Consider the following 26,351-nt stretch of genomic DNA (forward strand, 5'->3'; position numbering starts at 1 on the left):
TGAGAGCGTGCGGGTCAGGGTCGCCGGGGTTTCTGGTTCGCCGGTGCCGGCGGGTGCGACGGCGGCGGCGTTGAACGTGACGGTGACCGGTCCGAGGGCGAACGGGTTGTTGTATGTCGGGGCGGGGTCGGATGGTCGGTCGACGTTGAACTTCGCCAAGGGGCAGACGTTGGCGCACCTGGGGATCACCAGGGTGCGGTCGGACGGGACCGTGACGATCGTGAACCACTCGCGTGGAGCGGTGCACGTGCTGGTCGACGCGACCGGCTATCTTCGCTGACCGACGGCTCTACGACGAGGAGGCCCGTGCGGTGCCAGTCTTCAGGAAAGACGGTCGGAGCGTTCTGTTCATCCACGTTCCCAAGGCCGGTGGTTCGAGCATTGAGCGCATGTTCGGCGACGCTGGCTACACCGTCCACTACCGCGACCCACGCCTGGGCAAGGGATCGCTCAACCGCCTACGGCGCTGCTCGCCACAGCACATGCACGCGTCGATCCTCCAGGAGGTCTTCCGGATCGACCTGTTCGACGTCGTCTTCATGGTGACCCGGCACCCGCTGACACGCTTCCGCTCCGAATACGGCTACGCGAGGCGCCACGAGGACGTGGCGACCGACTCCGAGGCGGTCGAGCAGTGGGCCGAGAGGGCGTTCAGCGCCTACGCGAAGGACCCGTTCCACCTGGACAACCACCTCCGACCGCAGTCGGACTTCTACCTGCCCGGGTGCACCGTCTATCGGCTCGAGGACGGCATGGAGGGCGTCATGGCCGACCTCGGGCGGCGCCTCGGCACCGACTTCGGCGGCGAGGTTCCTCGCGTCCTGGAGCGCAAGAAGGAGAGCGGGGTCTCCAGCAGCGAGTTCACGGTGTCCGGACAGCTGCAGCGTCGGGTCGAGGCGTTCTACAGCGAGGACTACGACCGCTTCGGCTACCAGCGCGGAGCCTGAGGCGAGGATCAGTTGCGGCGCGCCCAACGCGCGCGAGCCGTCCGCAGGCCCCTGGCCGTTCTTCGTCTGGCCGAGATCGCTGTCGCCCGTAAAGCAGCACGTCCGCGGCCGGTGTGCACGGCCTCAGGCGTGCTCTGCGGCTCCGACGGCGGTCGAGGTGCCCGCACGATCCGCACTCCGTCCGCCCCTCGCCGCAGACCCGCCAACGGTCGGCTGGCCCGGATCCCGAACCGGGCCCGCACCGCGTGGACCTCGTCGTCCTCGGGCACCTCGACGAAGGCCAGCAGGGTCGCCCCGGCCGCATTGGCGATGACCCGGGCCGGGTGGGCATGGTCGTCGACCAGCACCTCGCCGGACAGGCTCGAGCGCGCACCGGCCGGGACGTGCACGTGGGGCAGCGGCCAGCGGATCGCGACCTGTGTCTCCTCGCGCGTCACCACCAGGTCCTTGCGGTCCGGCCGGGCGTGGTCCAGCAGCGCGCGTGCCTCCGACCTGGTGTCCACGGCGACCGTGCCACCCACGGTGGTGTAGAGCAGCGCCTGCCGTCCGTCCCCGATGGCGAGGTCGGAGACCGGCTTCGGGGCAGCGAGCCGTGCCTTGAGCGGCCAGCCGAGACCGAGGATGCGGATGACCAGATCCCAGATGCCGTCTTCGAGCGGCTCGCCGAAGGCCGCAGTCGCGGGGTCGAGCTCAGCCCGGAGGCTGAACGTCAGCCGATCCCCGTCGACGTCCAGTCCGCCCTCCGTGGGGAGGTTCCAGTCGACCAGGTCCTGTCGGCGGTGGACGATCAGGTCGGAGCGGTTCGCGGCCAGGGCATCGGTCAGGTCGGTCTCCTCCGGTGACAACCCCAGGTGGTCGGGCACGACCCGGTGCACCCGGCTGTCCACGCGTGCCACGCGCACCGGCCCCGAGGCTCCCTCGACATGCCCGCGGCAGACGAGCACCCACCGGTCGCCCTCCCAGGACACCCGGGTCTCGGTGACCGCGGGCCGGATGCCTCGATCGAGCTCGGCGAGCCCGGCCAGGGCCTCCCAGTCGCCACGGCGCAACAGGACCGAGCGCATCCGGTCGGCCGGGGTGAGCGCGGCGTCGGTGCCGGGTGGGAAGTAGTGCAACAGCCCGCTGAACTTCTCGGCAAGGGTGCCGCGATAGGAGTCGCTGAAGCCGAGCAGCTGCGGGTTGAGCCGCTCCAGGATCCGGCTGCGGTACCACCGGGCCAGCAGGGTGTCCCGCTTGGTGCCGGGCGGCAGCTCACGCACGATCGGCTGGAGAGACCGTTCGAAGGAATCCCAGTAGACCTGCACGTCATACCCGGCCTTGTGGCTGTTCCCGGTGCCGATGATCCACGTGTAGCAGGGGTACTCAGCGAAGATGGCGACCTTTTCGGTGCGGACGAAGGCCTGGGCATTGAAGTCGAAGTCCTCCAGCCGGATCCGCCCCTCGGGGAACCGGATGTCGTGCTCGAGGAGGTACTCCCGGCGATAGAGCTTGTGCGGTGTGAGGCAGGCGACCACCTCCGCGTCCCAGTGGGTGACGCGCGGGACGTTCTCACGCCAGGTGGCCCACCCCGGCGTCTTCCACCCGTCGACGACCTCCTTCGGGATGACCACGTCTGCGTCCACGTCCCGAGCGAACGCGACCAGCCGCTCGAGGGCTTCCGGGAACATGGCGTCGTCGTGGTCCATGAAGAGCACGTAGTCACCCGACGCGCGCTGCACCCCGACGTTGCGGGGACGTCCCGGCCAACCCGACCCCGGGATCCGGTCGACGACCAGGTTGGGATAGACGCCGGCCAACCTCTGCAGCCGGTCGAAGGTGTCGTCGGTCGAGCCGTCGTCGATGACCACGACCTCGAACTCGGACGGGCCCAGTGACTGCCGCTGCAGCTCGGACAACGTCCACTCGATCCGTGCCCCGGTGTTGTAGGACGCCATGACCACACTGACTTCGACGGTCGACATGGGCCACCTACCGCGTTGCGGACTGGTCGCCGGATGAGGTGGCAGGCTGGCCGCGATCGAGGTGGGCGGCCGGGACCCCGATGGCCCGGTAGAACTCTTCGACCGCCTCCTGGTTGTATGCCGTGGCGTCGAAGGCGCGCTTGGGCACCTCACCGGCCAGTGCACGTCGCATCCCGCCGGCCAGAGCCTCCACCGACCGGTCCACCACCAGCCCGACGTTCTCGGGCAGGGCACCGCCGACCGAGGCGAAGTCTGTGGAGACGACAGGCAGCCCCAACACGAGCGCCTCGAGGATCACCATCGGTTGTCCCTCGTAATCGCTGGAGAGCACGAAGCAGTCCGACTCGGCCAGGATGGCGAAGGGATTGTTCTGGTGGCCGGCCAGGATGACGGCGCGGGCGAGGCCGAGCCCGAGGGCGAGCGACTGGAGCTGCTCCTGGAGAGGGCCGCTGCCCACGATGACCAGTCTGGTTGCGGGGTGCTCCTGGTGGACGGCGTCGAACGCACGGATCAGTCGGGCATGGTTCTTCTCCGGGGAGAGCCGACCAACGGTCACGAACGTCGTGACACCGGGGGCTTCCGGCAGCACCGTATCGACCGTGCGACGCCGCTGGACCTCGGCCTCTATGGCGTCCAGACCGTAGGAGCGCGCAAGCTCGGCGACCGCGGCCGGGAGCGGCGTGACCGGGATGGTGCCGCTGTCGTCGCGGTCCCTGGAGCCACCCTCCAAGCCGTGCGCCATGGTGGTGATGCGCCGATCGTTGATCGTGTTCCGCGCATACGTGTGCTTCTCCGGGTCATCCACCTCCGTGAGCTTCCTGGCATTGATCTCCATCAGTGCCTTGGACACCGAGACCAGGTGGTCGTAGCCGGCATACGTGGAGAAGACACCTCGGAGGTTGGCCTCGTGCGCGCGACGGCCGTCGACCTCTCGTTCCTGATCGGCCTTGAGGTCGTTGTGCAGCCAGATGGAGTGGCTCGCGGCCTCTCCCTGCAGCAGGAGGAAGGACCAGAAGGCTGCATAGCCGCTGAAGTCGATGATGTGGTCGAAGGATGCCTCCCCGAAGCAACGCCGCCACTCGTCGCGAAAGAGGGCTGTGACGCCGGGGACGTCCAGTCCGGGAGCGTTCATCCCCAACTCGAGAAGCCGGTTGCGGTCTCGCTTGTGTCGCTTGCTGGGCGTCATGCCACCCACCCTCGGGATGACCCTGACCCGAGGATGGATCGCGGCGGCATTCCTGGCCTGGTCGGCATTGCGGCTGTAGGTGTAGAAGGCCGTGACATCGAAGCGGTCGTGGTCGATGTTGTTGAGCAGGTTGATCGCAGACGTGGTGATGCCGTTCGAGCGCATCCCACCGAGATAGATCAGGATCCGTCGTCGTCCGTCGTGACGGGCGGGCCGCACGTCATACCCTCGACGCTTTCCGCCGAAGATGATGTCGATGACCCGCTCCGTCGCGTGTCCGTCGTCCTTCGGCGCGAAGCGGCCGCGCACCGTGTCGTAGGCCTCGCGGTGTGAGACGAGCGGATCCTCCGGGTCCCCTGACCCGGCTGCGACGACGAGCCGCGCCAACTCGGGGATCCGCGACACCACGGGCCCGGGGAGCTCGTCCGGCGCCAGGTAGAGCCCGCGGTAGCCCTCGTAGTCCTTGAGGTCCGGGGTGAAGAAGATGATGGGACGGCCGGTGGACAAGAAGTCGAAGAAGACGCTCGAGTAGTCGTTGACGAGCACGTCCGTCACCCCGAGCACCACATTGGTGGGTATCTCGTTCGGCACCAGGGTGTCCCTCAGGTCCGGTTGCTCGAGCGCGAAGCCATAGGCCTGCTGGTGCACCTTGAGCAGCACGATGTGGTCGGGCGGCAGCTGTGCCCGTAGGCGGCGCACGCGTTGCCCCAGGGCGGCGGCGTCATTGCTCGGTGAGTGGAATGACTGCCCCCGCCAGGTAGGCGCATACAGAACGACCTTCTGGCCCTGTTGGAGGGGGATCCCCGAAGCGCGCAGCCGGGCCAGGACGCGGAGTCGCTCCGACGCGTCCAGGTGCTGCCGGTCCACCCGCGGTGCGCCCTCGGTGACGATCTCGCCGCTGAAGACGTTCGTGAGCCGGTAGGACGACTCGTACATCTGCTCGGCCATGAACGGGCTGGAGGCGAGCAGGTAGTCGGCGCTGAGGAGGTTGCGTATGACGTTGCGCGCGTTGGGGCCGCCCTCCGGCTCGTCATACCCCATGGTCTTGAGCGGCGTGCCGTGCCAGGTGTTCACGTAGACCTGACCCTCGCGCTTGCCGAAGTCCGGCGGGAAGGTCGCGTTGTTGACCAGGTACTTCGCGGTTGCCAGGGCACGGTGGTACGACGGCGAGCCCTGCTGGACGAAGCGGACCCTGGGGTGCCGCGCAAACTCCCTCATGGTCGCGCCGGCGGCCTCATCGTCACTGATGACCCAGATGTGGTGGAGATGGGCATACCGGCTGTCCTCGAGCAGACCACGGAAGATCGCCTCCGGGTTGCACAGCACCCCGTTTCCGGCGAACGACTCGTAGAGGACGTGCGTCTCCTCGATCGGCCGGGCGCGCCAGAAGAGCCGCCACTCGAACTGCCCGGTCTTCCGCAACTTGCGGCTCACCCTCCGCAGGCCTTTCGGGGCAGGGATCTTCGGGGTCACGCACTTGCTCCTCACCGGCTCGACTGCACCCACTGTCGTGGGGCCATCACGGAGTCTAAGGCCGCCCGGCATTCGCGGGATCGGGTCGACGCGTCGTCTCGGGCGTCCCGCGTGCGTGTTCGGGACCGTGCTGCTGCCTTGGAACGGCCTGAGAGCTCGGTGGTGGATGCCCGCCCTCGCGGATAGGTTGGAACGAAATTGCGGAGAGGGCACCATGCACATTCCGTCCCCGACCCGGGTTCGCGTTCGGCGCTTTGTTCGAAAGGTGCGCAAGACGGGGACCTTCGAGTGGCAAAACTTCTGGCGCTCGCGACCGATCCAGGACGACACGGTCCTGTACGAGTCCTTCGCGGGCAACGGCATGCTGTGCAACCCGGAGGCGATCTTCCGGGGGCTACGGTCGGATCCGGGCTTCGCACACCTCAAGCACGTCTGGGTCCTGTCCGATCCTGAGCGCTACCGCTCGACCATGGACCGGTTTGCCCACGATGGCAGCGTCACCTTTGTCCGCCGTCACTCGGCCGCGTACTTCAGGGCTCTGGCGACCAGCAAGTACCTCATCAACAACGCCACGTTCCCCTGGGAGTTCTGCAAGCGGGAGGGCCAGGTCTACCTGAACACCTGGCACGGCACGCCGCTCAAGACCATGGGTTACGACTCGCCCGAGGGGGGCCGGGGGGCGACCAACGTCGTGCGCAACTTCCTGATGGCCGATTTCCTGCTCTCCTCAGGTCCGTTCATGACCCAGCGGATGTATCAGGACGGCTTCCGCCTGACCAACCTCTTTCGCGGCCGCATCGTCACCGAAGGCTTTCCGCGGGTCGACGAGCAGTTCCTCACCGACCTGGAATCAGCCGGCCTCCGCCAGCGGCTGAGGGACTCCGGCCTCGCGGTCGGGGAGACGGACCGACTGGTCCTCTTCGTCCCCACCTGGCGCGGGACCTCCTTCCATGCCCCTACCAACGATGTGGCTCTCCTCGGGGAACAGGTTCGGGCCGTCAGGGCCGGACTACCGAAGGGACACCAGGTCCTGCTCAAGGTGCATCAACAGGTCTACGGCTTCGCCCTCGAGCACCCGGACCTCGCAGACATCCTGGTCCCCAACGAGATCCCCACCAACCAGGTCCTCGGCCTCACCGACGTCCTGGTGACCGACTACTCGAGCGCCTTCTTCGACTTCCTGGCAACCGGACGGCCCATCATCTTCTTCACCCCCGACCCGGGGCGGTTCGGGGAGCGCGGCATCTACCTGGACGCGGAGCAGCTCCCGGGACCGACAGCGCGGACCGTCCCGGAACTCATCCGCCTCATCCGGGCGGTCGGAACCCACGAGACACCAGATCCCGAAGTCACCCACCGAGAGGTCTACGCCAACGCCCGACAGCGCTTCGCCGCCGGCGACGACGGGTCGAGCGCGAAGCGGGTGATCGATGTCGTGTTCAGGGGAAGCGCTCGACATGATGTCGCACCGCTGAGCCCCGACGGTCGGGAGTCGATCGTGATCTATCTCGGAGGACTGCGATCCAACGGCATCACGGCATCGGCGCTCAACCTGCTGGCGAACATCGACCACGACCGCTTCGACGTCACGGCCTTCTATGCCGAACCCGACGACCTCGAGCGTCGACACAACGAGGCGAGGATCGACCCGCGCGTGAGAGTCTTCCCGCGTGTCGGGGGCATCATCCCCAGCAAGAAGGACCGCTGGAACCGCCGACGCCTCCAGACGATCGGTGTCGATGCTCCACGGCTGGACCTCGACTCCATGAGAGCCGTCTTCGGCCAGGAGTGGCGGCGCTGTTTCGGCGAGGCGCGCTTCGACCATGTCATCGACTACAGCGGCTACGCGTCGTACTGGGCCTTCCTGCTCCTCCAGGCGCCGGCCCGGTCGCGTTCCATCTGGCTGCACTCCGATCTGAGATCCGACCAGATGCGAGAAGTCGACGGTCATCGTCCCCACGAGGCCAACCTGCGTGCGGTCTTCTCGATGTATCCCGCGTTTGACCACCTGGTGTCCGTGTCCCCGGCACTGTGCCGGATGAACGCGACGAACTTGTCGGACGTCGTCGCGAAGGAGAAGCACACCTGGGCACGCAACAGCATCAACGTCGAGCAGATCCTGCGGCTCGGGCGGGGCGTGGATGCCGTCGACCACGGCCGGCCGCCTCCTGTCGTCCTGCCCGACACCCTGTCGGAGGCGATGTCGGCACTGGCACAGCGTTACGGGATCGAGGGCCTGGTGGCCGAGGTGGAGCGCCTGCAGATCGTCGATCGATTCGCGCGGAGGCATTCCGGGGCTTTCACCTTCGTCACCGTGGGGCGGCTCTCCCCGGAGAAGAATGACGACCGTCTGATCGAAGCCTTCGACCTGGTGCGCCAGGAACACCCTCTGGCCAGACTCGTGATCGTGGGAGGGGGCCCGATGCTCGACGAGCTCAAGACGCGAGTTGATCGTCTCGGCCTCTCCGAGGTCGTGACGATCGCCGGCCAGCAGGCCAACCCGTACGCCATCATGGCGCAGTGCGACTGCTTCGTGCTCTCGAGCGACTACGAGGGACATCCGATGGTCTTCCTCGAGGCCAGGGTTCTTGGCCTGCCCATCGTCAGCACGGACTTTCCCTCGATCAACGGCGCGCTGCCGGAAGGAGCCGGTCTGGTGGTCAGCCGAGACACACAAGCCCTGGCCGCGGGCATGCGCAGTGCGCTGGCCGGTGAGGTGCCCACCAAGCCCTTCGACGCCGCTGCCTACAACGCCGAAGTCATCGCGGAGTTCTACTCCGCCATCGGAGCCCGCTCATGACCGGGGCGGAGGCCGGTCCGGCGCAACCAGCGAAGGTGAAGGTGAGCGTCGTCGTGCCGGTCTTCAACCCCGGCGGGCACATCGACCCGCTGATCCGGTCGTTGGCAGAGCAGACGATGCCGGCCTCGGACTTCGAGACGATCTTCGTGGATGACGGGTCGACCGACGACACCCCGGGCAAGCTGGACCGGTTGGCCGCGTCCACACCGAATGTCAGGGTGATCCACACCCCGGGCTCCGGATGGTCGGGCAGACCACGCAACATCGGCATCGACGCGGCCGAGGGTGAGTACGTCCAGCTCGTCGACCACGACGACGAGTTGGGCACGGAGGCGTTGGAGCGGCTGTACGCCTATGCGGTGGCGAACGGGTCGGACGTCGTCGTGGGCAAGGAGGTGCGCAAGGGCGGCGCCTGGCACGTGGCGCCCCTCTTTGACAAGAACCGTCCTCGAGCCACCTTCGGGAAGGACCCGCTGGTGGGCATCATGACGCCACACAAGATGTTCCGGCGGGAGTTCCTGAACGAACACCACATCAGGTTCTTCGAAGGGCCGCGGCGAATGGAGGACCACCCCTTCGTCCTGGAGGCGTTCTTCTGCGCCGACGTGATCTCGGTGCTGTCGGACTACCCCGTCTACTACTGGCACCGGCGCGCAGACCGCGGCAACGCGGGAGCGCGGGCCTACGAGTGGGCCGACTTCTACGTCTACATGCGGGACACCCTCGACGTCATCGAGCGCTACACCGAGCCGGGGGATCTCCGGGACCGGCTGCTGGCCTTCTACTACGACAGCAAGGGGCTGGGCTGGCTGACCCGGTCGGTGCCGCACCGGACGCCCGCGGAGTTGCGCAAGCACTTCGATGCGCTGCGGGAGCTGGCGCAGGAGCGCTTCCCGCCCTCGGTGGACATCCACCTGCACGGCATGGCCCGGGCGCGTTCCCAGCTCCTTCGGGCCGGTGACTTCGAGGGCCTGGTCGCGCTGGGAGCCGTCGAGTCGGCCATCGGGGTCCACCAGGAGCTGGTCGAGATCGAGGTCGTGGACGACACGTTTCGGGTGCGAGCCATCACAGGCCTGTGCTACGGAGACGGCTCACCGTTGCAGTTCCAGGTCGACGGTGGGCGGACCTGGTGGCGGCCTCCGATCGAGCTCGGCTCGCCGGTGTCCCACGACGTCCTGGACTTCAGCGCGGTCCACGGCCGGCGGCGGATCGAGCTCGCCCTGCGCAATCGCCGTTCTCACGACGTGCACCTGATCAGCGGGGACGCAGAGCAGATGACGGAGGAAGCACCCGGCATCCTTCCCTTCACCTTCGACACGGTCTTCGAGTTCGACCCCGAGACCGTTGCGGGCGGGCAACCGTTGGAGCCCGCCGTCTACGACGTCTTCGTGCGGGTGACCTGCTCACCGTGGCGGAGGCAGGCACCGCTGCAGAGCCTCCCCGGGGCGCCCCAGCGGAGGCCCTTGAGCAGAGGGTCGCGGGCGACCCACAGCGTCGTGCCTTTCACCACGCCGAGCGGGCGGGTCGCGCTCGACGTCGACCACCAGACCCTCATCGACCAGGAGGCGGAGATGAACGACCGTGAGGCGACCTCGACCGGCGGCAACGGGCCCGGGCCCAAGGACCAGGCTGTCGTGGTGGAGGTGACCTCCAGCTATGCGCGGCGCTCTGCTGACCGGGTGCGTCTCGTGCTGCACCTGCCCGGGGCGGGGACGAGCGATGGACAACGGGCCCGGGTGCGTCTTCAGCGCGCGCAGAGTGCCGTGACGGGTGACGCCACGGTCACCGACGCCATAGGCGGGATCCGCGTCGAGGCGGGGCTGCCGGCCGACCGTCTGCCGTCCGGTACCTGGAGCATCGCCGTCAGCCTCGGCCAGGGTGAACGCTTCCAGCGAGTGCAGGCACGTCTGCTCACGAGCACGACCCGGCCCGTAGCGCTCCTGACGGGGTCCGCGCCCCGCGGATCGGCCTCGGGAGGAAGCGGGCGCGTCGCGCAACCACCCAAGGCTCCCGGTCACCCCGATTGGATGCGTCGTGCCGGTCGGCAGGTCGATCGGGCGCTCGGTGTGCTGCCGCCGGCACAGGCCGCACGCTGCCGCAAGGCACTTCGCGCGACGGCGCGCCGAATGCTCGGCTGAACACCGCGCTGCGCCCTGCGTTCAGTCCGGTGTGCGCAGGCCTGCCGAGGCCAGCACGCGTCGCACTTCGGGGGCCGCCCGTCCCGCTGGCAGTTGGCGCAGCCGTCGGAGGTCGGGCCAGACCGGTGCTGCGAGGAACTGCGCGGGGTCCATGGCACGGGTGCGCCGCAGCACCTCCTCCGGCACGGTCTGGGGATCCGGGACGACATACTCCTCGACGACATCGTCGTACGCATCGATCAGCGCGTTCGACGAGGCGTCCGGAGCGAGGAGCACGAGCGTGCCGGTCGGAGCGGTGTCCATCTCCAGGCACACGAGGTCGGGACGCAGGGCGCGCACCGTCGAGACGACCTTGTAGACGTCGCCTGCCCAGGCCCGCCGCTTCTTGGCGGCCTCCCGCCCGCGGCCGGCCTCGTCGACGTGCCGGGGCAACATGTCGTCCAGCACGATGACGCTCGCCGGGTGGGTGTGCCGTTCCACGTTGATGAGGTCACGCAGGGCGTACTCCGACAGGTGCATCCCATCGATGAAGGCCAGGTCGATGACCGGCTCGGGGAAGTGCGCCAACGGCGCCTTCCTCGCGAAGAACTCGTCGCTGGTGGACCGCACCAGCTGAAGGTCACAGGAGACCTCGTTGATGACCGAGAAGGCAGGGTCGACGCCGATCGTCGAGGTTCGCGACAGCGTGATGCTGCGGCCCGTCTGGACGCCGATCTCCAGATAGGTGCGCGGACTCAGCAGCTCGTGCAGCCTGCTCAAGAGTTCATGGCGCAGCACGGAGTACTCCTGTCGTGTCTTCCCGAAGGCTCGGAACTCCTCGTCGTCAGCCTATCCGTCTCGGCGGGAGTCGCCGTGGTGGCGGCTCGCGGAGGTCGCGCCCCGCCATGGATCATCGAGTGCCAGCATGGGAAGGCGAGAGTGTGGCACCCTCGAGGGAGTCGACCATCTTCGCTGTTGTCCTGCAGCGATCCGAACTGCGGAGGTTCCTCGGCCATGAGCCGCTCGTTGACGCACCGCGCCGCGCTCATGGTGCCTTCGCTGCGGCGGGTGCTCGAGGACCGCGATGCCACCCGGGCCGAGTGCAAGGCGCTCCGCAAACGGGCTGAGCGGCTCCGGAGGGAGCGCGACGCGCTGCGCCGACAGTACGAGGTGCTCCTCGAGGCCGACACGAGCCGGTGGGACCAGCTGCGCTACGTCTTCATCGCCACCTACGGCCGTTCCGGATCCACCCTGCTCCAGGGAATCCTCAACGCCACGCCCGGCTACCTCATTCGCGGAGAGAACGACAGTGCCCTGTTCCACCTCTTCCGCTATCACCAGCTGGCGACCGAGCGGCGGGATCTGTTGAAGGGGCGCCACCTCACGTCGGCCCATCCCTACTTCGGGATCGACGGGTATCCCGACGACGTCGCGCTCGCGCAGCTGCGTTCGGTGGCGCTCAAGACGATCCTGCGTCCGGAGCCCGACACGCGAGTCACCGGCGTCAAGGAGATCCGCTGGAACGACCCGCGGGTGCCTCAGTTCGTGGCCTTTCTCCAGCAGGCGTTTCCGGGATCGCGTTTCCTCATCAACACCAGGGACAACGACCAGGTGAGCCGGAGCAAGTGGTGGGCCAAGCGTCCCAATGCCCTGGAGCAGATCCGTGCCCGGGAAGCCAAGCTGCTCGACCTGGCAGCCGTGCTGGGAGACGACGCCTACCACGTGCACTACAACGACTACGTCGCTGACCCCACAGTCCTCGAGGGCATGTTCAGCTGGTTGGGCGAAGACTTCGATGTCGACCGAGTGGCTGCGACCTTGGCTACGCCGCACTCCTACTGACCGGTCGCCTGCTCTCCCGCGATGTCCTCGTAACCCGCGCCCGACCACTGGTGCCGGAAGGCAGGGTCGGGGTTGCGCCACCCTGGGCCGTAGACGGTTTCGAGGTACTGCAGGGGGTTGCGTGGAAGGGGGCACGCGTGACCGAGCATGGGTCCCTCGGAGGTCGGAAACATCGTCTCCCGGTGGAGCGAGCCGCGGGTGCCGGGATACCACGAGATCGCGTCCCCCTCGAAGATCCCGACGAAGACGTCCAGCTTCTTGCCCTGGCCGGGCCTCGCCACCTGACGATGGGCGAGATGTCTTCCGGTGGCGGTGTAGCCCGCGCTGGAGAGGAAGGCGCTGATCCGCTGATTCGCCTGGGCGAGGGTGGCCGCCTGGTGGGGCTCGAAGGCCACGATGAGGTCGAGGTCGTCGTCGTGCGGGATGAGGTCACCGTCGCGAACCACCGCCAGCACGGCGCCGAAGCCGAAGCAGACGTGCGGCGTGAGCTGACGGAGCCGGTGGACCACCTCGACGGCCGTGGCCACGTAGTTCCGCTTCTCGTCCTCGGACCAGTAGCGGAATGACCGCTTCACCCCGTGGATGGTCCACTCCAGGCTGCGGGCTCCGAGGATCCCGTGGTTGACCGCTCCACGGACGGCCGCGCGTTCGTCATCGGTGATCCACGGGAGGTGCTGCAGCGCGTTGGATGCCCGTTTGTAGGCGCCGACCCCCATGTCCACGACGATCGCGGCGAGGTCAGCAGTCTCATCGGAGAGGGGTTGGAGGCGGTAGAGGGCCTGTTGGGCGAGGACGCTGCGCAGCAGCTGGACCCGGGCCCGTCCGTCGTAGACCTTCTGCCACGATCCATCGGCTCCAGCCACGAGCATCTGCATCCCGCGTGCCCGCGACGCGTTGGGGCTCGTGACGTTGTGCACGGTCACGTGACGGATCCCCACGGGCCGATCGAACGACACCTCCACCCAGGGAGCGGTCTCCAACTCGGTGTGGAAGGCTGCGTCGTGGTGCCCGTGGGCCTCGAACAGCGCAGCAGCGGCCGTCCCGGTGGTCCCGGTCCAGGCGCTACTACTCCTCCACGAGGCGTGTGACCGCCAGTTCTCGTCATCGGCCGCCACCTCGATGGCGTGCAGGTGGAAGTACGTCTGACCAGGCACCTGGAGTCGAAGCCTGACGGCGCCGTCGTGGTCCACGGGCACACGCAGGACTCCCTGCGGAGCGAGGAAGTCGAGGTCTGGAAAGGCTGCCCTGACGCCTTGGATCTCCGTCACCAGACGTGCGGGATCCACGGGCTCAGCCTTGGCGCACGAGGAGGCAACGGGCCACGTGGGCGTCGTCCTGCTTGTACTTCGCGAACCCGAATCCCTCGACCGAGTAGGTGGTCCGGAATCCGTGCTCGAACGCGTCAAGCTGGAAGGTGACAGGTTCGAGGAACCGGCGGAAGTGTCGCTCGGTCACCTTCTCGCCCGTCCGGTCGCGCGTGGTGCGGAATTCGACCGCCATGAGGTCGCCGGGCTTCGTCAGGGCGCGGGCACAACGGAAGAAAGCCCGTTCCTCCTGCTCGGTGATGGCGTGCAGGAAGAAGCGCGCGTAGACGACGGTCGCCCCGTCGGCCGGCGGGACCTTGTCGGCGAGCTCGGGGTCGTCGATGCGTGCCGCGACGAAGTCGGCATCGTGCCCGAGGGACTGGGCGTTCTCGTGACAGCGCTTGATCGCTGGTTCGGCGGCGTCGATCCCCACGACCTGGTGCCCCTGGGCAGCGAAGAACATGGCGTCCCGACCGTTTCCACAGCCGAACTCGACGATGCGGTGATGTCGGTCCAGCTCGCCCGCCACGAAGGTGGCGAACTGCGAGGGCAGGCCCGGTCCACTCGCGCGCGCGTAGTACGCGTCCCAGTAGCCAGCGTCGCCCGCCTGCAGGACGGTATCGTCCTTCTCGTCTGGCATCAGGCTGTCTCCCTCCGAGGACGTGACCCGTCCTGCGTCGATGCAGCGTACATCGCGAGAAGTGGTCACCGACGACGGGAGCGCCGCCACGCCGCGACCTCGGCGCGCGTCGCTCTGACAACTCCCCGCCCGAGCGACCCGAGCCCGGTCTCCTCCGCGGCGGAGGTGGCACGGCCCTGTCCCGGTGTGGAGACCTCCCCGGCCTCGATCTCCTTGCGGATACGCCTTTCGGCAGCCCGGACCCGACGCTGGATCTCGTCATGGGAGAGCGCGACCGCGTCCTTGTACATCGTGCCGTAGGTGGCTCGCAGCCGGTCCAGCTCGGTCAGCGCGGCTGCATCGAGGTCAGTGGACCCCGACGCGTGCCCGGTCAGGATCTGCCAGGCCCCCTCGGCCAGGTCGACCAGCTGTTGAGGGGCGGACACGTTCGTCCAGTCGGCCCGTATCCGGTGCAGGCCGGGGTCGATGAAGTCGTCGACCGCGTGCGGCTCGGTGCTGCGGAGAACGCGCTCGTCGAGACCGAGGTCGAGGGTGTCCGAGATGCGAAGGAGCGTGCCACGCCAGTCGGTGAGCAACTCGTCATACAGGGCAAAGGTCCGGCGATGGCCGCGCGAGGTGTGCTCGTTGACGGTGGTGGCATTGAACCATCCTGCGACCAGGCTGATCTCACGGTCGGCTCGTTGTCGCGCGTTCTTGCCGCCGTAGTAGGTGGTGCGGCTGCCGACGACCTCGGCGGGGTGACGGAGCATGGTCAAGAAGGTGGGCTCGACGCCGACGGAACGCGCTGCCCCTACCCACAGATCACGGAACCAGAAGGCGCGGGGGTCCTTGATGACGAGGTGCGGCTGCTCGAACGCCTTCTCGAGCCAGGTCGTCAGCGTGGCCTGGGGCCTGCGCCCCTTGCAGACCTTGTCGACGAGCGACGGCGCGTCGGGACGGGAGTCCATCGTGTTGACGCTCGCACGGCGCAGATGACGCTTGTGGAAGTTGATCACCCAGAGCGGCTCGTAGTGTCCCCGCGGATTGGCCTCGGTGGCGCCCATGACTGGCGGCGGCACGGTGTAGCCGAGCCGCGTGAGGGCGCCGGCCACCATGCTGGTGCCGCTGCGGCCGGCGCCAGTGACGATGACCAGCCTTCGTGCGGTCTTGGGATCAGTCATGTTTGCGCGCCTCGGTGACGCCGCAGATGACCGTGCGGAAGCGGTCGAGGGCGTCGCTGTTGTGCTGGTCCGCGTCGAAGGATGGGTGAGGGACCGTGCCCTCGAGAGCACGTCGCATCCCTTCGGCCACTCCGTCGGCGCTGGGCGGAACGACCACCCCCACGCCTTCGGGGAGGACCCCGCGGACGGAGGGGTAATCGGTGCTCACCACCGGGAGGTCCAGGACCCTGGCTTCGAGAGTGACCACGGAGTGGCCCTCGTAGTCGCTGGAGACGATGAGAGCGCACGCGGTGTGCATCATGGCGTAGGGATTGTCGACCCTGCCGGTGAAGGCGACGCTGGAGCTCAGCCCGAGCTCGTCGACCAGAGCGGCCAGCTGAGCACGAAGCGGCCCGTCGCCGACGATGAGGAGACGTGCCTCCGGGTGATCCTTGTGGACCTGCTGGAACGCCCGGATGAGCCTCACGTGGTTCTTCTCCGGCGACAGCCTCCCGACGCTCACGAAGGTCCGGTCCTGCGCGCCGGCAAGGCCTGGGCGGTCCTCCACGGCCTCCGACGCAAGGCGCCTGATCCGGTCGGCATCGATGACGTTGGGCACCCAGGTGAACTTCTCGGGTGCGGCCATGCCACTCAGGTTGCGTCGGTTGACCTCGTTCAGCAGCTCCGAGACCGACACCAGGTGGTCGAACGAGCCGTAGAGGGAGGTCACCGCGCCAAGGTTCTCGGCGTGTGGCCTCGCGCCCTCCACCTCCCGTGCCTGGTCAGACCTCATGTCACTGTGCAGCCAGATCGAGTGGCTCCTGGCGGGCCCCTGCAGGGACAGGTAGGCCCAGACCGGTGCGTAGCCGCTGAAGTCGATGATGTGGTCGAAGCGGATCTCGCCGAAACACCGCCGCCACTCCTCCTGGAACATTCGTTGCGCCACGGACAGGTCCAGGCCCGGCGCCTGGATGCCGCGCCGCAGCAGGCTCACCCGGTGGCGGCGGTCGCGTTTGCTGCTCGTCATGGACCCGACACTCGGGAAGAGGCGGACGGACATCGGCAGAAGCTCTGCGGTCTGCCTCTGCTCGGCCGTCGGTTGGTGGCTGTAGAAGACGGAGACGTCCACCTGCTCAGGGTCGAGCAGCCGCAGGAGGTTCACCGCGGAGGCGGTGATGCCGTTGGGACGCAGGCCGCCGAGGTACATCAAGATCTTCGGGCGGCTGTCGTGCCGGATCCGCGTGACGTGGTGCCTTGCTGCTCCACCACCGAAGACGACGTCGACCACGCGCTCGCTCACCCGCCCGTCGTCGCGTGGCGCGAATCGTTCCGCCGCCTTGTGGTAGGCCGAGGCGTGCGTCACCTGCGGGTCGTTGCCTTCTCCGCTGCCCAGGAGGCGGATCGCCTCGGTGAGCTCGCGCGTGGATCGGGTCACCGGGCCGGGCCACTCCTCGAGCGGCAGATAGAGGCCGCGGCCTTCGGTGTAGTCGTCCAGGTCGGGCGTGTGGAAGACGATGGGTCGGCCGGTGGAAAGGAAGTCGAAGAAGATGCTCGAGTAGTCCGTGACCAGCACGTCGGTGCAGGCCAGCACGCGGTTGGTCGGGATGTCGTTCGGCACGAGGACGTCGCGGAAGCCGGCCAGGCCGGCAGCGTGCCGGTGGACCTGCTGGTGCACCTTGAGCAGGACCCGGTGACCGGGCGGCAGGCCGGCCTGGATCTCCTGGACGCGCCGCCGCAGGCCGGCCACGTCGTCCTCGGGCCGCAGGAAGGACTCGCCGTGCCAGGTCGGGGCGTAGAGGACCACTTGCTCGCCCTCGGCCAGATCCAACCCCGCATCCCTCAGCTCGCGGCGCACGCTCGGAGCAACCACGTCGGCCGGCTCCTGCAGGTCGGTCCTGGGCGTCCCCTCCTCAATCACCTGTCCCTCGAACACGTTGTGCAGCCGAAACGCCGACTCGTAGAGCTGCTCGGTCATGAAGCGACTGCCGGAGAGCACGAAGTCGGCGCTGGCCAGGTTGCGGATGATGTTGCGCGTGCCCACCCGGTCGAGCGCGTCATACCCCATCCGCTTGAGCGGCGTGCCGTGCCACGTGTTGACGTAGACCTGACCGGGTCGCTTCGCGAACTCTGCCGGAAAGGTGGCGTTGTTGATCAGGTAGCCGGCCGTGGCGAGCACACGGTGGTAGGCCAGGGAGCCGTGCCGGACGAAACGCACGCGCGGGTGGGCAGCAAGCTCGCGCAACGCTTCGCGGTGTGCCCGCGGATGTGACACCGCCCACACATGATTCAGGTGCTGCTTCTCCGGGTCGGCGAGCAGCGCCCGGAAGATGGCCTCGGGATTGCACAGGACGCCACTGCCCGAGTAGGCCTCGTAGAGGACGGTGTCAGGCTGGACCGGACGGGTGCGCCAGTAGGCGCGCCACTCGATGGGCCAGGCCTTGGCCACTCTGCGGAGAGCGAGCGTGACTGGGGACACGCCCGCAGATTAACTCACCGGGAGCGCGTTCCCGGCGGGCCTTCTTGCCTCCGTCGGATGACGGGACCGAGCAAGTACAGTGTCGTGCTGGCAGACAACCAGCGGAGGTCGGATGAGTGAGTCGGGGGAAGCCAGCCCCGCAGTCAGTGTCGTGGTGATCGTCTACAACGATGCCGAGCGGCTCCCGGTTGCGGTGGACTCCGTGCTTCGTCAGACCCTGCGCAGCCTCGAGGTGATCATCGCCGACGACTGCTCGACCGACGGCACGCCGGAGGTTGCCCGCCAGTTGATGAGCCGGGACCCTCGGGTGCGCTACACGCGACTCCCGGAGAACAGCGGTGGTTGCGGCGCACCGCGCAACGCCGGCATCCAGGTGGCGCGAGCCCCCTACGTCATGTTCCTCGACAGCGACGACCGCTATGAGACGCATGCCTGCAAGAACCTCCTCGAGGCGATCGAGGACACCGGCGCGGACTTCGCCATGGGCCTGGCGCGTCGACAGAACATGGACACCAAGAGCTCGACGCAGTGGTATCCCGAGCTCTTCCGGGAGCGACGGGTCGTCGGCGGCCTGCAGGAGTCCCCGCAGCTCATCTCCGACACGATCTCGGTGAACAAGCTCTACCGCCGCAGCTTCCTCGATGAGCACGAGCTCCGGTTTCCGGTGGACATCCACTACGAGGACCAGTTGTTCACCTATCAGGCGTACAGCTGCGCGACCTCCATCGCGATCATCCCCGAGACGGTCTACATCTGGCGGATCTATCCGTCCCACGGCCAGCAGTCCATCACCCGCAACCGGCACCGGATCGACAACTTCCGCCACCGCCTGGAGGCCAACCGGCGGATCGACGCGTTCGCCCGGGCCAACGTCAACGAGGACCTGCGCCGGGTCAAGGACCTGAAGTTCCTGACCCACGACCTGCGGCTCTACCTCGAGGACTCCATCGGGGGCGACCCCGCCGTGACCCACGAGGTGCTGGACCTCGCCGACCCCTACCTGCGGTCGATCCCCCGGGACCGCTACGACGAGCTGCCCACCGGCCTGCGCGTGGCGTGCGCCATGGCGCTGCGCCACGATGCTGACGGCGTGCGGGGAGCCATGCTCTTCGACCGGCAGAACGTCCTCGGCGGTCGCATCTCCCGGCACGGTGACCGCTGGTTCTGGTCCAGCGCCCAGGGGCCCCCCGGCCCGGACCCACGTTTGGCTCCCGACTCCTGGGAGAACGTCCTCGCGGACGTCACCGGTAGCACGCTCGTCCGGGCCCCGGCGGCGTCCTTCGACATGCTGCACGAGGTCCGGGAGGTGCGCCGGTCCAGCAGAGGGCTGCGCGTGCGCGGTATGACGTTCGACGGACTCGGGAAGCTGGCCGCCGGCGATGACTGGACGCTGTCGCTCTCGCTCGTGCGGCGGGACGCGCCGTCCGAGGCCGTGCAGGTGGCCATGGCCACGTGTTCGGCGGAGGGGGAACGCGGCGAATGGGTCGAGTGGAGCGCGGAGCTGCCGCTGGACTCCCAGGTGTTCAGGATCGACCACCGGGTGCTGTGGGACCTCTGCGTCGAGGTCCGGATCGACGACGCGGCACCGCTGCGACAGGTCGTCCAGTGGCGCTGCGGCGACGCGGAGGTCTCGGCGCCGGTGCGTGGCCCGGGTGGTCGGGTCTTCTCCGACCGACTGCAGGCCTACCGCACCTGGAACGGCCGGTTCGCCCTGCGCACCGTGCTGCGCGGCTGGGTCCGGCTGCGCATCGGGCGCAGGCTGGAACGGCGGCTGAAGCCCTTCCTGCGCAAGAAGGTCGTCCAGCGTTGGAAGCGGGTCGACTCCGCGCGACTGCGCTCCCCGATCTACGACGCGATGCGGCGGCTGCCGCTGGACCCCCGCAGCGTGGTGCTGGAGGCGCACCTCGGCACCATTCACGGTGACAGCCCCAAGTACGTCGGCGAGGCGCTGCGCGAGATCCGCCCCGACCTGCAGCGCACCTGGGTCCTGCCGCGTGGCCACCGGGCGCCCTCTCCGGGGGACCGAGTGGTCCAGCGTGGGACCTACCACTACCTGTTGGCGTTGGCACGGGCGAGCTTCCTCGTGGACAACCAGACCTTCCCGGGCTACTTCCGCAAGCGAGCGGGCCAGCGCTATCTCCAGACCTGGCACGGCATACCCCTGAAGAAGATGGGGATCGACGTCGGTGACTCGGCTCAGCTGACCGCAGAGGCGGCCAGCGGCGACCGGGGAGTGGGCGCGTGGGACCAGCTCGTGGTGCCGTGCCCCTACTTCGAGGACGTCTTCGTCCCCGCGTTCCAGTTCCGCGGTGAGCTGGTGCGCTACGGCACCCCCCGGAATGATCCGCTGGTCACCGGGGCCATCGACCGCACCGACGTCCTGCGCCGGCTCGACATCCCGACAGACAAGAAGGTGGTGCTCTACGCGCCCACCTTCCGGACGGACCAGAACCGTCGGCCGATCAGCCTGCCCTTCAACATCCGACAGTTCGTCGAAGGCCTGGGCCCTGACTGGGTGCTGCTGCTGCGACCTCACTACCTCAACCGGATCCATGTGCCCGGCGGCGTGCGCACGAGCGTCCTCGACGTCTCCGGAGTCGAGGACGTCAACGATCTCTACGTCGCGGCCGACGTCCTGGTCACCGACTACTCGTCCGTGATGTTCGACTACGCCTTGCTGCGCAAACCGATCGTCTACTACACCTACGACTACGAGGAGTACCTCGGCAAGAGAGGGGTCTACTTCGACCTCAAGGACGTTGGCCCCGGTCCCTTCGTGCAGACGACGGACGAGCTGGTCCACGCAGTGCGTGACGCCTTGGCCGACCAGCACCGATATGACCAGGACCTCGAGAAGTTCATCGACCGCTATTGCGGCCGCGAGGACGGGATGGCCTCGCGGCGCGCTGCGCTCGCCCTCCTGGGGAGGGACTGATCGTGCCGAGCAAGCCACCACTGCTCCTGATGTCCAACCACATCGACGGGGTCGGCGGAGTGGAGCGCGTGGCGGACGAACTCGCCAGGGGATTCAGCCGTCGAGGTTACGACGTCTCGCTCATGGGGATCAGGCCGACCGCCGGCGAGCGTGTCTCGTTGGCCGGGCGGCCCTACCACACCGGGTTCCTGTCCGACGAGATGGACGATCCCGCCCCCGGGGGAGCGAAGAGGGGCCCGGCCATGATCGCCTGGCGGCAGAAGCGGGAGCAGCGCCGCCAGGAGGCGGTCGAGAGCCTCCGGAAGACGCTGGGGCACTACACCGAGGGCATCGTGATCTGCATGCAGGTGTGGGTCATGGAACACCTTGCCGACCTGGGCCTCGCAGACGTCATGGCGGCCGGTACTCGGCTCATCGGGCAGTACCACAGCTCGTATGCCGCAGCTCACACGACGGGCGACTACCGCAGGCTGTTTCGTCGTTACCGTGACATCGACAAGTTCGTCCTCCTCACGGACACGGACGCCCGCTTGTTCCAGCAGCAGGACTTCAACAACACGACGGCGATTCCGAACCCGTTGCCTCGTTTCGACGAGCACCCGGGAGGGCCGCGCGAGAACCTGCTGGTCTCGCTGGCCCGCTACCACAAGCCCAAGACCATCGACCACGCGCTGCGCGCGTGGGCCACCATCGCCCCGGAGTTCCCTGAGTGGCGCTTCGAGCTCTACGGCGGCGGTCCGGACCGCGCTGACCTCCAGGACCTCATCGACGACCTCCGGATCGGCGCCTCCGCGCGCTTGATGGGCCCCACCGCTGACGTCGGCCGTGTCCTCTCCCGAGCGAAGCTGCACGTGCTCAGCTCGCAGTACGAGGGGTTGCCCATGGTGCTGGCGGAGGCGATGTCGATGCGAGTTCCGAGCGTGACCTATGACTCCTCACCCGGGGTCCGGGAGATCGTCTCCGACAACATCGACGGGTTCGTCGTCCCGAAGAACTCGGTGGACGAGCTCGCAGAGCGTCTCCGTGAGTTGATGACTCACGAGGGGCTCCGGTCCACGATGGCGACGTCCGGCGTGCGTTCCGCCAGGAGGTACCATCCGGACACCGTCCTGGACTCGTGGGAGCAACTGTTCACCAGGACCCTGCGATGACGGCCGGTTCAACGGCAAGGCAAGCATGCTCACCAGTTCTGTCCGGCCGCGCCTCCGCGCGGGCCCGGCCCAGGGACGGAGGAATTGATGTCCAATGACACGCCCGGTGGTGGCGACCGCCGCACCATGGTCATCGTCACGGGAGCTGGGCGCAGCGGCACCAGTTCGGTTGCGGGCGCGCTCAAGCAGCTCGGCTTCCACGTGCCCCTGCCTGAGGTCCAGGGCAACCAGGCAAATCCCCGTGGGCACTTCGAACCCCGGTGGGTGGTCAACTTCCACGCCAGGTTGTTGGCTGCCGCCGACGTCTTCCTGATGGATGCGCGACCGGAGGCGCTGGACAAGGCGACCGAGGTCGGCGCCCGCCCCAGGATCCGCGCGGAGCTCAAGGCCTGGGTCGATGAGGCCTTCGTGCACCCACGACTGGTGATCAAAGACCCTCGAGCCTTCTGGTTTCGTGACTTGTGGGTGGATGCCGCGCAGTCCGCCGGCGCGGACCTGCGATTCATCACCATGCTGCGGCATCCCGCCGAGTCGGTGGACAGCCGGCTGACCCATTACATGAAGGACCAGGATCCGGCGCGGAGGGCGGCACAGGGCACGACGCACCTGGCCGGTTGGATCAACGCGACGTTGGCAAACGAGCGCACCTCCCGCCCCTATCGTCGTGCCTTCGTGCAGTACCCCGAGCTGATCCAGGACTGGCGCACCACGATGCGTATGGTCCAGGACACGTTGGACCTGCGTTATGACGGACCGATCACCGACGGAGAGCACCACCCGATCGATGACTTCATCGATCCCGCGTTGTACCGGGTCAAGGCGACCTGGGAGGACCTCGCCCTACCGGTGTGGCTTCGGGACCAGGGCGAGGACGTCTGGCAGGCGCTTGCCGAAGGGTCCGATCCCACCCGGCAGAGCCCGACGGCGACCGCACGACTTGATGAGCTGGCGGGGCGCTACGACGCGTCGCACGCCGAGTGCGCCGCCGTGGCTGCCGACGACATCAACGCGGCCGTCCGGAGAGCGCGGCGCGAGACACGTAAGCAGGTTGCCGCCGAGCACAAGAAGGCGCAGGCGGAGGAGGCCGAACGGAAGGCCGCCGAGCAGAAGCGGGTCGCCGCGGAAGAGATCGCTCGGCGTGAGGCTCAGGAACCGTCGCGTCAACGCCGACGAGCCACGACCACTTCGGCATCCGCTGGTGGGCGAGGTGATGTCCCGAAGGCTCTGGTGACCGCTGGCCTGCGATCCGCCCGACGGGTGGTGCGCCGCAGCCGGAAGGTCGCCCACCTCGCTCGTGAGCGGTGGCGAGCCGAGTGATGGGCGGAACACGGATCGGTCGGTCGGCTCGTGCCCGGCGGGACGACGCCAGCTCGCTGCGCTCGGCCGAACGGCACGGTCGTTGCTGTGAGCGTCGGTCACCATGACGAGGCAGGAAGATCCCGCGCTGGAAGACGTGGAGCGCCTGGAGAGGTCGGAGCCGCCATCCGCGAGCAAGCTCGACCGTCGGGAGTTCATGTATTCGATCGTCGTGCCTGTCTTCAACAGCGCCGACGTGGTGGGCCAGACGGTGGACCGGATCCAGGAAGTGTTCGAGGAGTCCGAGCTGTCGTATCAGATCGTCCTGGTGAACGATGGCAGCCGCGACGGAAGCTGGGACGTCATCTCGCGGAAGGCTCGAGCGAGCTCCCGTGTCGTGGCGCTGAACCTCCTGCGGAACTATGGGCAGCACTACGCCAACCTGGCCGGAATGCGTGAAGCGGAGGGAGACTACGTCATCACGATGGATGACGACCTCCAAAATCCGCCTGACCAGGCGTTGTTGCTGATCGACGAGGCGATGAGGGGGCGCGACGTCGTCTTCGGCAGGTTCGAAACCAAGCAGGCGGCCGGCTACCGTCGCATCGGTAGCAGCCTGATCACCTTGATCAATCGCCGGATCTTCGCGCAGCCGGCTGACCTCGCAGTCTCCAATTTCCGGATCATCCGGCGCGACGTGGTCGACCGGATCTGTTCGTCCCACACGGCCTATCCCTACATCACCGGGCAGGCGCTGATGTACTCGTCCAACCGAGCGAATGCCGGAGTCCGGCACGAGCCGCGACGGGTTGGCAAGAGCACCTATGGGCTGCCCAAGATCCTGCGCCTGGTGCTCACGATCCTGTTCAGCTATTCGTCGTTCCCGCTACGAGCGGCGGCGGCGTTCGGCTTCGGGGTGGCGATCCTGAGCTTCGTGCTCGGACTGGTCTACCTGATTCGAGCGCTCTTCGTGGCCAGCCCTGTGCAGGGGTGGACGACACTCGTGGTCCTGCTGTCCATCTTCAACGGTGTGACGATCGCGTTGCTGTCGATGCTGGGCGAGTATGTCGTGCGCACGTTGAACACGGTGAGCACACAGGACCGCTATCACGTCGTGGATCGGGTCTCTTCGTGACCCGCCATATGTTGGTCATCGGCGGACAACGGTGCGGGACCACCTATCTGCACGGACTGCTGGACTGGCACCCCGAGATCACCATGGCGCGTCCGGCGCGCCCGGAGCCCAAGGTCTTCCTGTCGGACGAGTTGAGCGCGAGGGGGCGGGAGTGGTACCGCAGAACGTATTTCGCTCACGCAACGGACGAGGCGCTCCTGGGCGAGAAGAGCACGAGCTACATCGAGGATGCCGAGGCGCCAGCGCGAGTGCAGCGAGTCCTCGGCGTCACCGAGTGTGTCGTGCTGTTGCGTGACCCTGTTGAGCGGGCAGTCTCCAACTGGCGCTTCAGCACCGACCACGGAATCGAGACGCGCCCGCTCGAAGTCGCGCTACGTCAGAACCTGGAGGGGCCGACCGACTGGAGTGGTCTCTTGACCTCGGTCTCCCCCTTCGCCTACCTCGAGCGCGGGCGATACCTGGACTACCTGGAGCCCTGGCTCCAGGCGTTCCCGTCGAACTCCCATGTGTTCTTCCTGCAGGAGCTTGCCGGTGACCGGCATACTCTGCAGAGGTTGTTCCGCGCGCTCGGGGTTGCCGACAACGTTCGACCGCCGGGGGTGGCACAGCCCATGAACCAGAGCCATGAAGGCCGGCCGCCCTTGACGATGGAGCTGACGAACGCACTACGTGAGTACTTCGCCGATTCCGACGCAGCATTGAGCCGGCGCCTGGGACGTGCCCTTCCCTGGCCAACCTTGAAGATGGGACTGAACCATGGATGAGACCTCGCGTGAGAACCCTGCAGGAGCCATGGAGCCGATCCCGTTCAACCGGACGGCAGTGGTGGGGAGGGAACTGGACTACATCCAGGAGTCGATCGAGCGCGGCCACACCTCATCGGGCGGAACCTTCTCCGCGCGAGCAGGCCAGATCCTTGCCGAGGAGACAGGCGCAGAGGAGGTCTTGCTCACGACGTCGTGCACGAGTGCCCTCGAACTCAGCGCTCTGATGCTGGACCTCGGGCCCACCGACACGGTCATCGTCCCGTCGTTCACCTTTACGTCCAGCGCCCTGGCGTTCGCGCGCCAGGGGGCTCGACTGCTGTTCTGCGACATTGAGCCGCAAACACTCGGTCCGGACCCGGAGCATCTGGAGAGCTTGCTGGACGAGACTGTGCGTGCTCTGGTCATCGTGCACTACGCGGGCATCGCCTGCGATGTCGACGGCATCCGCAAAGCCTTGGCACGGTGGCCAGACGTCGTGCTCATCGAGGACAACGCGCACGGGCTGCTCGGTACGTGGGGTGGCGCACCGCTGGGTAGCCTCGGCCGATTCGCCACATTGAGCTTCCACGAGACCAAGAACTTCACGTGCGGAGAAGGTGGTGCTCTGCTGCTCAACGAGGCCAGTGACATCGACCGCGCAAGAGTGCTGTACGACAAGGGCACCAACAGACAGGCGTTCATGCTCGGGCAGGTGGACAAGTACTCCTGGAAGGACACCGGAGGATCGTTCGGGCTGTCGGACACGCTCGCGGCCTACTTGACCGCCCAACTCGAACAGCGGGATCACATCCAGAGTCGCCGTCGAGCAGTCTTCGAGACGTACGAGCGAGCGCTCGCACCTTTTGCCGACGACCTCGGTTTCCAGCTGGCCGAGATCCCGCCCGACCGTGGCTCGGCCTACCACATGTTCTATGTTCTCCTTCGCGATCGGGAAACCCGGAACATGGTGTTGCAGTCCATGCGCGCTGCCGGCGTGAATCCGACCTTCCACTACGTCCCGCTGCACAGCTCTCTCGGTGGCCGACGCTTCGCCGCTCGTCCGACCGAATGCCCTGTCTCCGAGCAGATCAGCGGGCGGTTGCTACGCCTGCCGTTCTTCAACGATCTCTCTTCGGAGGACGTCACCCGCGTGGCCTCGGCCTTCCTCAACGCCGTGTCACGAGGAGACATGCCGAGCTGAGC

The 26,351-nt window shown here is 67.5% G+C and carries 18 protein-coding genes; 11 read left to right on the top strand and 7 right to left on the bottom strand.

The annotated features are described in order from the left end of the window. Together FRW57_RS22880 and FRW57_RS01015 are read left to right on the top strand one after the other, a co-directional pair. Positions 1 to 280: hypothetical protein (locus FRW57_RS22880; protein ID WP_203230165.1), on the top strand; the 280-nt coding region annotated here is incomplete at its 5' end. Positions 281 to 311: 31 nt separating this feature from the next. Further along, positions 312 to 947, top strand: a complete 636-nt coding sequence (locus FRW57_RS01015; protein ID WP_162529212.1) for a sulfotransferase family 2 domain-containing protein — start codon at positions 312 to 314, stop codon at positions 945 to 947. An 8-nt stretch (positions 948 to 955) separates the two neighbouring features. On the opposite strand, the gene FRW57_RS01020 is transcribed toward FRW57_RS01015, so the two are convergent. Beyond that, positions 956 to 2,908 carry a glycosyltransferase family 2 protein gene (locus FRW57_RS01020; RefSeq protein ID WP_152185044.1) on the bottom strand — a complete coding sequence of 651 codons (1,953 nt, stop codon included), beginning with the start codon at positions 2,906 to 2,908 and terminating at the stop codon, positions 956 to 958. Positions 2,909 to 2,915: 7 nt separating this feature from the next. Next, positions 2,916 to 5,567 (bottom strand): glycosyltransferase, encoded by a 2,652-nt coding sequence (locus FRW57_RS01025; RefSeq protein ID WP_238999241.1) that lies wholly within the window; start codon positions 5,565 to 5,567, stop codon positions 2,916 to 2,918. Between the two features lie 265 nt (positions 5,568 to 5,832). On the opposite strand from FRW57_RS01025, the gene FRW57_RS01030 reads away from it, so the two are divergent. Both FRW57_RS01030 and FRW57_RS01035 read left to right on the top strand, forming a co-directional pair. Next, the gene (locus FRW57_RS01030) at positions 5,833 to 8,367 is read left to right on the top strand and encodes a glycosyltransferase (RefSeq protein ID WP_162529213.1); all 2,535 of its coding nucleotides are present in this window, start codon (positions 5,833 to 5,835) and stop codon (positions 8,365 to 8,367) included. Then, complete coding sequence (locus FRW57_RS01035; protein ID WP_152185047.1) at positions 8,364 to 10,505, top strand: glycosyltransferase family 2 protein; 2,142 nt, start codon at positions 8,364 to 8,366, stop codon at positions 10,503 to 10,505. Before FRW57_RS01030 ends, FRW57_RS01035 begins: the two co-directional genes overlap by 4 nt. 21 nt (positions 10,506 to 10,526) lie before the next feature. Here the strand turns inward: FRW57_RS01035 and FRW57_RS01040 are convergent, their stop codons facing one another. Then, the gene (locus tag FRW57_RS01040) at positions 10,527 to 11,282 is read right to left on the bottom strand and encodes a class I SAM-dependent methyltransferase (RefSeq protein ID WP_203230166.1); all 756 of its coding nucleotides are present in this window, start codon (positions 11,280 to 11,282) and stop codon (positions 10,527 to 10,529) included. 216 nt (positions 11,283 to 11,498) lie between these two features. Between FRW57_RS01040 and FRW57_RS01045 the strand changes: the two genes are divergently transcribed. Continuing rightward, a complete protein-coding gene (locus tag FRW57_RS01045; protein WP_162529214.1) occupies positions 11,499 to 12,326 on the top strand; it encodes a sulfotransferase in 828 nt (275 codons plus the stop codon). On the opposite strand, the gene FRW57_RS01050 is transcribed toward FRW57_RS01045, so the two are convergent. The 4 genes from FRW57_RS01050 to FRW57_RS01065 form a co-directional block, all read right to left on the bottom strand. Further along, complete coding sequence (locus FRW57_RS01050; RefSeq protein ID WP_152185049.1) at positions 12,320 to 13,612, bottom strand: hypothetical protein; 1,293 nt, start codon at positions 13,610 to 13,612, stop codon at positions 12,320 to 12,322. The two genes, FRW57_RS01045 and FRW57_RS01050, sit on opposite strands and share 7 nt — an antisense overlap. 4 nt (positions 13,613 to 13,616) lie before the next feature. Further along, positions 13,617 to 14,270 (bottom strand): class I SAM-dependent methyltransferase, encoded by a 654-nt coding sequence (locus FRW57_RS01055; RefSeq protein WP_137119571.1) that lies wholly within the window; start codon positions 14,268 to 14,270, stop codon positions 13,617 to 13,619. Positions 14,271 to 14,335: 65 nt separating this feature from the next. Further along, on the bottom strand, positions 14,336 to 15,430 hold the full coding sequence (locus FRW57_RS01060) for a sulfotransferase family protein (protein ID WP_152185050.1): 1,095 nt from the start codon (positions 15,428 to 15,430) through the stop codon (positions 14,336 to 14,338). After that, positions 15,423 to 17,885, bottom strand: a complete 2,463-nt coding sequence (locus FRW57_RS01065; RefSeq protein WP_152185051.1) for a glycosyltransferase — start codon at positions 17,883 to 17,885, stop codon at positions 15,423 to 15,425. The genes FRW57_RS01060 and FRW57_RS01065 overlap by 8 nt, the downstream gene beginning before the upstream one ends. A 112-nt stretch (positions 17,886 to 17,997) precedes the next feature. Between FRW57_RS01065 and FRW57_RS01070 the strand changes: the two genes are divergently transcribed. From FRW57_RS01070 to rffA, 6 genes are all read left to right on the top strand, one after another. After that, positions 17,998 to 20,820 (top strand): bifunctional glycosyltransferase/CDP-glycerol:glycerophosphate glycerophosphotransferase, encoded by a 2,823-nt coding sequence (locus tag FRW57_RS01070; RefSeq protein ID WP_152185052.1) that lies wholly within the window; start codon positions 17,998 to 18,000, stop codon positions 20,818 to 20,820. 2 nt (positions 20,821 to 20,822) lie between these two features. Next, on the top strand, positions 20,823 to 21,971 hold the full coding sequence (locus FRW57_RS01075) for a glycosyltransferase (protein WP_152185053.1): 1,149 nt from the start codon (positions 20,823 to 20,825) through the stop codon (positions 21,969 to 21,971). Between the two features lie 87 nt (positions 21,972 to 22,058). After that, the gene (locus FRW57_RS01080; protein WP_152185054.1) at positions 22,059 to 23,288 is read left to right on the top strand and encodes a sulfotransferase family protein; all 1,230 of its coding nucleotides are present in this window, start codon (positions 22,059 to 22,061) and stop codon (positions 23,286 to 23,288) included. Positions 23,289 to 23,391: 103 nt separating this feature from the next. Continuing rightward, a complete protein-coding gene (locus FRW57_RS01085) occupies positions 23,392 to 24,402 on the top strand; it encodes a glycosyltransferase family 2 protein (RefSeq protein WP_152185055.1) in 1,011 nt (336 codons plus the stop codon). Further along, a complete protein-coding gene (locus FRW57_RS01090; RefSeq protein WP_152185056.1) occupies positions 24,399 to 25,166 on the top strand; it encodes a sulfotransferase domain-containing protein in 768 nt (255 codons plus the stop codon). The genes FRW57_RS01085 and FRW57_RS01090 overlap by 4 nt, the downstream gene beginning before the upstream one ends. After that, complete coding sequence (gene rffA, locus FRW57_RS01095) at positions 25,159 to 26,349, top strand: dTDP-4-amino-4,6-dideoxygalactose transaminase (RefSeq protein WP_203230167.1); 1,191 nt, start codon at positions 25,159 to 25,161, stop codon at positions 26,347 to 26,349. The genes FRW57_RS01090 and rffA overlap by 8 nt, the downstream gene beginning before the upstream one ends. Positions 26,350 to 26,351 lie beyond the last annotated feature (2 nt).

This window comes from Segeticoccus rhizosphaerae (assembly GCF_009192725.1).
Classification (GTDB): domain Bacteria; phylum Actinomycetota; class Actinomycetes; order Actinomycetales; family Dermatophilaceae; genus Segeticoccus; species Segeticoccus rhizosphaerae.

Excerpts from the sequence above, each read along its gene's own strand:
- FRW57_RS01020 (WP_152185044.1), bottom strand. The coding sequence starts at position 2,908 with ATGTCGACCGTCGAAGTCAGTGTGGTCATGGCGTCCTACAACACCGGG.
- FRW57_RS01035 (WP_152185047.1), top strand. The coding sequence starts at position 8,364 with ATGACCGGGGCGGAGGCCGGTCCGGCGCAACCAGCGAAGGTGAAGGTG.
- FRW57_RS01045 (WP_162529214.1), top strand. The coding sequence starts at position 11,499 with ATGAGCCGCTCGTTGACGCACCGCGCCGCGCTCATGGTGCCTTCGCTG.
- FRW57_RS01055 (WP_137119571.1), bottom strand. The coding sequence starts at position 14,270 with ATGCCAGACGAGAAGGACGATACCGTCCTGCAGGCGGGCGACGCTGGC.
- FRW57_RS01060 (WP_152185050.1), bottom strand. The coding sequence starts at position 15,430 with ATGACTGATCCCAAGACCGCACGAAGGCTGGTCATCGTCACTGGCGCC.
- FRW57_RS01070 (WP_152185052.1), top strand. The coding sequence starts at position 17,998 with ATGAGTGAGTCGGGGGAAGCCAGCCCCGCAGTCAGTGTCGTGGTGATC.
- FRW57_RS01080 (WP_152185054.1), top strand. The coding sequence starts at position 22,059 with ATGTCCAATGACACGCCCGGTGGTGGCGACCGCCGCACCATGGTCATC.
- FRW57_RS01085 (WP_152185055.1), top strand. The coding sequence starts at position 23,392 with ATGACGAGGCAGGAAGATCCCGCGCTGGAAGACGTGGAGCGCCTGGAG.
- rffA (WP_203230167.1), top strand. The coding sequence starts at position 25,159 with ATGGATGAGACCTCGCGTGAGAACCCTGCAGGAGCCATGGAGCCGATC.